This window comes from Herbaspirillum sp. UBA812 (assembly GCF_002296545.1).
GTDB classification, from domain to species: domain Bacteria; phylum Pseudomonadota; class Gammaproteobacteria; order Burkholderiales; family Burkholderiaceae_D; genus Herbaspirillum; species Herbaspirillum huttiense.
This window is the reverse complement of record NZ_DBIC01000123.1, coordinates 1-7,042: the sequence shown is the minus strand read 5'-3', so window position 1 is coordinate 7,042 and position 7,042 is coordinate 1. Positions and strand designations below refer to the sequence as shown.

The window sequence follows — 7,042 nt, the reverse complement described above, 5'->3', positions numbered from 1 at the left end:
CAGCGGATCGCATGTCAATCGCCTGATCGATGAGTTGATCATGCAGACGTATCTCGCATTCTTGGTAGGTGTAGCGATTGATGATCTGTTTGCTGGCGCTGTCGTAGAGGACTTCGACCAGAAGCCGGGTTTGCGTATCCAGCATGAGGGGTGCATGATTTCCGAGGAAGCAGATGCTTGTCTTGGTAATGCCGTAGTAAGCGATGGAAGGGATTCTTCCCCGCGCATCCAGCGTCAATGCAAGGATCTGAAGATCTCCCCAGTTGGTTTGCGCCACGGAGAATGAAGGTCGATGGGCTCCTGGAGGGGGAAGGGTGATTTCCCGAAGTATTGCTCCGATCTTGATGTTCGCCTTTTTGACGCGTCCGCTTGCGGGGACCGTCTTGACGAGAGCTATCTTCTTCTTTTCGATGTCTGTGGCGACAGTAGCGCAGGGCACGAAAAAAGCGAGAAAAATGGAGAATGTCATCCTTTTCATTTTTTTCTCACTTCAGTAGCAATTTGCTGATCAAGCGGAATTTGTCCAGCCGATCCTCTCTGCTAAGGGGCGGATACTCAGGCAGATCTCTCCGTCCGGGGCCGCGATTGATCACTCTTCCCACCTCGTCAACCACTGCCTCCGACTCGCCTTTTCTGGCAGATCGCCTTACGTCGTTGGTGCGCCAGTACCAGCACGAGGCCGCAAACGAAAGGTAAGAGTCGGAACTCAGAATCTCGGGGGCACTGACGACATCGACTGTCCTGATGTATCGATTCAGATAAACGTTGAACGCCTTGTAATTGGTTTCAGATGTGATTTGGACAAAGCCTCTGCCCTTGTAGCGGGAGGCGCTGCTGGCATACTTTGACGGGAGTTCCGTCATCAGCCGCATCCCCGCTGATTCGTGAACGCCTTGCGCCAGGTAATGCGCCTGCTCCAGACGATCCGTTACGCCCCATTGCAGCATCGTTTTGTTGAGATTGATGCGATGTGTCTTGACGGTCTCCTGATCAGTATTGGGCATGATCCGCACAAGTTCAGCTTCACTCAGCCACATGCATTTTGCGAGTTGTTCGATGAATCGCAGGGGATGTGCATGCCAGACACGTTTGGAATCAGGAAGACCCGCCACATCTTCCCAGAAGGCAATGCGCTCGATGTGCTTCGTCAGCGCGGCAAACTGATCCATGGTGAGTTTTTGAGCGCCGAACTCATCTGTGGTTACCCGCTGGAATCGAACCGGAATGTCCGTCTTGCTCCATTCTGTCGGATGACTGGCGATCAGGCCGCTGATTTTTTCTTCGTTTTTGCCAGCGATCCTATTGATGCCAACCGACGAATCAGTTTCTGATGTCGATGGTTTTGTCAGAGCTAGTAGACCTTCATCATCAATTACGCCGTCCAAACTGTTTTGAGCGGCTGTCTCTGCAAAGGCCTGGAAGCCCGCCCAGTCTGCGTCACTGGTGAACTTGATGTCATCCGCTTTAGTCCAGTACAGCCTGTCCTTGTCTGGCACATAAAGCGGGATCCAGAATGTTCCTCGATACTCCCGCTTGATAAACTCTTCATCCTTCAGCCATGGAGCCATCCATGGCACCACCACCGTTCCGGCCGGCAAGATGTGCTCGTTTTTAAGGGGGTTGTTGGCGAACGCGATCAGGCTGTCGGTTTTGGGGAGGAACTGCTTTACGATACGTTTTTTGTTTTTTTGGTGCAAAGACGATGATTCGACCATTTCCTCCGCGATCTGATCTTCGCTGACCCAATAGTGTTCACTTTTCATCCGTATTTTGTAATACCCCCCCTCCGGCTGATGCGGCGCGACTTCAAGAGGCATGGAGGTATCTACAGCAAACATCTGTTCGGTCAGCAAGTCATTCAGAACGGATTGCGCCTGCGTGAGCAGACATTTTCCCCATATGGTCTTGTTCACGTTCTTGAGGAATGCGTTGTCGCCAAAGAAAATTTCAAAGTGGAAGCCTTTGGATGGCGTGGTCAGGTTATCGGGAATGCTCCCGCAATAACCAAGGATGTCGCCTCTGCGGACGCGTGCCGAGCCGATGCCGGAAATGACTGCGCCACTCGCGGTTGGCTCGATGACCTCTTCGCGCGCTGGTTCGATGACCGGGCGTTTCTTCTTGTCAAACACGGGCTGCCCGTCTTTTACCAGCGGCCGGGCCGGGATGATTTTCCGGATGAAATTCAGACCAGGAAGTTGGCCCGTTTTGAGTTCTTGGAATGCACGTAAATGCATATAGAGGGAATAAAAGACCAAGCTGCTCGTTCCCAAGACTGTTTGGCCGAGTTCCGCTTCATGCTTTAACAGCACAAAACTCCGCGAATAGGTCGATTGATTAAAAAACGCATCTGAGGTGTCGTTCGCATCGTAACGATAGGCGACCAGTTCACCGTCTGCGATTGCCCGTATCGGCGCATTTCTGTCGGTGGGGTGGATATGGAGGCCGCCGTGCCAGAATCGGTTCTTGCCAATCAGGTAGGGACCGCTGAGAATTCCGCTGTTGTTAAAAAGAGTGTCAGGTACGACTCGTTGCTCGTTGCCAGCGACATACGGCAGTTCAATGGGGTAGGTGATGATCATGGCGTTGAATTGGGCGAAGCTGAGGAGTAGGTAGGCGGCAGGGGGGGCAGGCGCGTGCCACATGCTGCAGCTGGCGGCTCACATCATCATGGGACACCACGAAGCGGACGAGCCGAATTTGCGATACTAGAAGGCAAAACGTCAGTTCAGGCTGGTCGGAGGCGAAGAAAGCCGCGTGAACGGAATTTTTTCGATCTGGTGGAAGCCATAGTGATGGCAGCGAGGCAGAGGAAGCGGAAAAACGACGACAAGCTCTCCTGCATGGTTTTGCCTTGGCTATTTCGAACTTGCAAAGCCTTTTCAACCCCGTGTATATCTCTGTTGATTAGGGTTACGAATTGAAACATCTCAAGATTTCACCGCAGCCCCGGCGTATATTGCTTTCCTGCGCCAGATGCGTCTGCAAGCCGCACCAGGCAAGGATTACAGGCTGATACAGCTGCGTGGGGAACGCGGCCTTGATGCCATCCGGCAAGCATTCCAGACATTCCAACTATTCTGAGACACCCCCGAGGGCAACAACATGAAAAAACTAGCGGCAATTGGCGTCTGTGGCGTGCTGGCGGTAGCCGGCCTGGTCGCCAGCGCTTCGGCCTATGCGCACGGGCGCTTCTATGGTGGCGTGGTCATCGGTGGACCAGTGTGGGTGCCGCCCCCGGTCTACTATCCGCCGCCGGTGTATTACCCGCCGCCGGTCTACGTGGAGCGGGCCCCCGCACCGGTCTACGTGGAGCCGCAGCGCCAGGACTACTGGTACTACTGCGCCGAGTCCAAGTCCTACTATCCCTACGTCCAGAACTGCCCCAGCCCCTGGATGAAGGTCGTGCCCAATACGCCGGGCGTGCCGGGCAGTACGCCGCCGCAGTAAGCCTTGCCTCAGCTACGTAATTCGTCGATCCCCGATAAAGGAAACATCGTGAAACCCCTCTACAAGACCGCCGCGACCGTGACCGCCGTCGGCGCCATGCTGGCGCTGGGTGGCTGCGTGAGCGTGCCGACCGGCCCGTCGGTGATGGCCATGCCCGGCAAGGACAAGACCTACGAACAGTTCCGCGCCGACCAGCAGCAATGCCAGCAATACGCCCAGGACGCCATCGGCGGCCAGGCCGCGCAGACCCAGAACAATGCCGCCAACAGCGCCGCAGTCGGCACTGCCGTGGGTGCCGTGGCCGGTGCCCTCATCGGTGCGGCCTCGGGCAATGCCGGTGCGGGCGCGGCCATCGGTGCCGGCGGTGGCCTGCTGGTGGGCAGTGCCGCCGGCAGCAACGCGGCCGCCGGAGGCAATTACTCGATGCAGCAGCGCTACGACATGACCTATACCCAGTGCATGTACAGCAAGGGCAACCAGGTGCAGCAGCCAGTGCAGACCACCACCGTCTATACCTATCGCCCGCGCTACTACGCACCGCCGCCGCCCCCGGGGTATTACGGCCCACCACCGGTGTATTACGGTCCGCCACCGGGCGCGTATTGAATTCGCGCACAATTCAAACCAAGCGCCTGGACCGCCTCCTTGCAGGCGGTTTTTTCTTATGCAACGCAACATGGCGCGCTGCCGGTGCTATACTCGCCGCCATGCTTTTCCGAAAAGATCAACTTGCGAAAACCCAGCATTGGTGGCGCGCCTGAACGAGGCGGCCCGTTTTCACACAGCTTGACCATGTGACCATGATGCCGCCGGTTCCGGCGGCATTGTTTCTTCAGCTTCGGGACCGGCGGCATTCCAGAGATTAACGATCAGGAATGACCATGTCTTCGAACGCCACGAGCTCCACCCCCACCACCAGCAGCCTGCCCGTCGTCCTCACCGGCGATCGTCCTACCGGTCCCTTGCACCTGGGTCACTACATCGGCTCGCTCAAGTCGCGCGTGGCGCTGCAGGAAACCTCGCGCCAGTTCCTGCTGCTGGCTGATACCCAGGCCATGACCGACAACGTCGGCCGCCACCAGAAAGTCACCGACAACGTGCTCGAAGTGGCGCTGGACTACCTGGCCGTGGGCATCGATCCCGAGAAGTCGACCATCTTCATCCAGTCCCAGGTGCGTGAGCTCTACGAGCTGTCGATGGTGCTGCTGAACCTGGTGACGGTCTCGCGCCTGGAACGCAACCCCACCATCAAGGAAGAGATCCGCCTGCGCGGCTTCGAGCGCGACATCCCGGCCGGCTTCCTGACTTATCCGGTCAGCCAGACCGCCGACATCACCGCCTTCAAGGGCCAACTGGTGCCGGTGGGCAGCGATCAGTTGCCGATGATCGAGCAGACCAATGAACTGGTGCGCAAATTCAACGCTACCGTGGACCGCGAAGTGCTGGTCGAGTGCAAGGAAGTGCTCTCCGAAACCGGCCGCCTGCCCGGCATCGACGGCAAGGCCAAGATGAGCAAGTCGCTGGGCAACTCGATCGCCCTGGGCGCGAGCCCGGCCGAGATCAAGCAGGCCGTGCACCGCATGTACACCGACCCCAACCACCTGCGCGTGGATGATCCGGGCCAGGTCGAGGGCAATGTGGTCTTCACCTTCCTGGATGCCTTCGACCCCGACCGCGATGCCGTGGCTGAACTGAAGGCCCACTACACCCGGGGCGGCCTGGGCGACAGCGTGGTCAAGCGCCGTCTGGAAGGGATCCTGCAGGAGATGCTGGAACCCATCCGCACCCGCCGCGAAGAATTCGCCAAGGATCGCGGCGAAGTGCTGGCCATCCTCAAGCGCGGCACCGAACGCGCCAGCGCCGTGGCCGCGCAGACCATGTCGGAAGTCAATGCCGCTCTGGGCCTGAACTACTTCGGGTGACCCGGCTCGGCGCTTTTTGGCCGATAAATGAAAACCGCCGCATCCCAACAGGGTTTGCGGCGGTTTTTTACATGCCTGGGTGAAGTTTTTTACCGATTTTTGGTCGGCGTCATCGGCGGCAATTCCAGCAGCACTTCCAGTCCGCCTTCGGCCAGGTTGCGCAGGCGCAGCTGGCCGTGATGGTTCTCGGCGATATTGAGCGCAATGGTCAGCCCCAGCCCGGTGCCGCCGGTATCGCGCGAGCGCGAGGCCTCCAGGCGATAGAAGGGTTCGAACACCGCCTCCAGTTCGGACTCCGGAATGCCCGGCCCCAGGTCGCGGATGCGGATGGCGATCTTCTGCTGTTCCAGCGCGATGGACACCCGTGCCGACTTGCCGTACTTGCAGGCATTGTCGATCAGGTTGGTCAGGCAGCGCCGCAGTGCCCCCGGCTGGGCCAGTACGAAGGCGCGGGTGCTGCCTTGCAGGGCCACATCCTGGCCGGCATCGGCGGCGTCGGCGCAGACGCTGTCGAGCAGCGAATCGATATCCAGCGCCTGGATCTTCTCGGAGGAATCCATGCTGCGTGCCAGGTCCAGTCCTTCCCGCACCATGCCGTGCATCACGCCCAGGTCGTCGATGAGCTTCTGCTGCAGCGGGGCATCGGTGACCTTCTCCAGCCGCAGCCGCATGCGCGTCAACGGGGTCTGCAGGTCATGCGTGATGGCCGCCAGCATGTGGGTACGATGCTGGATCTGGCGGCGGATGCGCGCCTGCATGGCATTGAAGGCGTGGGCCGCCTGGCGGATCTCGGTCGGTCCCGTCTCGGGCAGCGGTGCATGGTCGATGTCGCTGCCCAGGCGCGAAGCGGCTTGCGCCAGCTGGCGGATCGGGCGCGTGGCCATGCGCGCCACCAGCCAGGCCAGCATGGCGATCAGGACCAGGAACAGCAGGATGTATTGCAGCCCGAACAGACCGGCCGGCCCGCCCGGCCCACGCCCGCGCAGGGCAGGGGGCTCGCCCGGCTGGTGCAGGCGCAGGCGCATGAGCGCCTGGTCATGCAGGCTGATGTAGATGACGCGGCAGGTATCGCGGCGCGGTCCGCGTCCGTCGTCGGCACGCAAGGGCGGGCACTCGCTCTCGCGCTGCACGGCAATCTTGCGGTCCTCGCCCAGGCGTGCCTGCAGCATCTCGATCAGCGGGCTGGTGCTGGCATTGGGACCGATGGCGTCGTTGATGTCCTCCACCATGCGTGCCTCGAAACCGAAGTTGGTGGCGGCCTGCAGGACGATGGGGCGCTGCGCCGGCGGGATGTCGTCCACTGCCTGCACGATCTGTTCGACGCGGTCGGCCAGGTGCTGGAAGCGCAGTTCGCGCAAGGTATTGCGGCGCTCGTTGCCGGCCAGCCAGTTGGTGGCGAATACCGCCACCACGATTCCTCCCAGCAGCAGGAAGAAGATGCGGTTGCCGATGGAGCCAATGAAATTCTTCATGCCGACCGGCCTGCGCCTTCCGCTGTCACGGTCGTGGCCAGCACGTAACCCTCGTTGCGCACGGTCTTGATGATGGTCGGCGTGCGGGCATCGTCGCCCAGTTTCTGGCGCAGGCGGCTGATCTGGATATCCACCGAACGGTCGAAGGGATCGGATTCGCGGCCTTGCGTGAGTTCCAGCAACTGGTCGCGATTGAGCACG

Annotated in this window: 7 protein-coding genes; 3 read left to right on the top strand and 4 right to left on the bottom strand. The window is 59.7% G+C overall.

Annotated elements, in window-relative coordinates:
- Positions 1-469: hypothetical protein (locus tag B3873_RS07920; RefSeq protein WP_286865124.1), on the bottom strand; the 469-nt coding region annotated here is incomplete at its 3' end.
- A 16-nt stretch (positions 470-485) separates the two neighbouring features.
- Complete coding sequence (locus tag B3873_RS07915; protein ID WP_276839314.1) at positions 486-2,579, bottom strand: glycoside hydrolase family 19 protein; 2,094 nt, start codon at positions 2,577-2,579, stop codon at positions 486-488.
- Positions 2,580-3,102: 523 nt separating this feature from the next.
- On the opposite strand from B3873_RS07915, the gene B3873_RS07910 reads away from it, so the two are divergent.
- From B3873_RS07910 to trpS, 3 genes are all read left to right on the top strand, one after another.
- Positions 3,103-3,447: a hypothetical protein gene (locus B3873_RS07910; RefSeq protein ID WP_034332345.1), complete on the top strand. Its 345-nt coding sequence runs from the start codon at positions 3,103-3,105 to the stop codon at positions 3,445-3,447.
- A 48-nt stretch (positions 3,448-3,495) separates the two neighbouring features.
- Positions 3,496-4,053, top strand: a complete 558-nt coding sequence (locus B3873_RS07905; RefSeq protein ID WP_034332343.1) for a glycine zipper family protein — start codon at positions 3,496-3,498, stop codon at positions 4,051-4,053.
- A 275-nt stretch (positions 4,054-4,328) separates the two neighbouring features.
- A complete protein-coding gene (gene trpS / locus B3873_RS07900) occupies positions 4,329-5,369 on the top strand; it encodes a tryptophan--tRNA ligase (RefSeq protein WP_286865120.1) in 1,041 nt (346 codons plus the stop codon).
- Positions 5,370-5,458: 89 nt separating this feature from the next.
- On the opposite strand, the gene B3873_RS07895 is transcribed toward trpS, so the two are convergent.
- Positions 5,459-6,841, bottom strand: a complete 1,383-nt coding sequence (locus B3873_RS07895) for an ATP-binding protein (protein ID WP_286865118.1) — start codon at positions 6,839-6,841, stop codon at positions 5,459-5,461.
- Positions 6,838-7,042: winged helix-turn-helix domain-containing protein (locus tag B3873_RS07890; RefSeq protein WP_286865116.1), on the bottom strand; the 205-nt coding region annotated here is incomplete at its 5' end. The genes B3873_RS07895 and B3873_RS07890, both read right to left, overlap by 4 nt.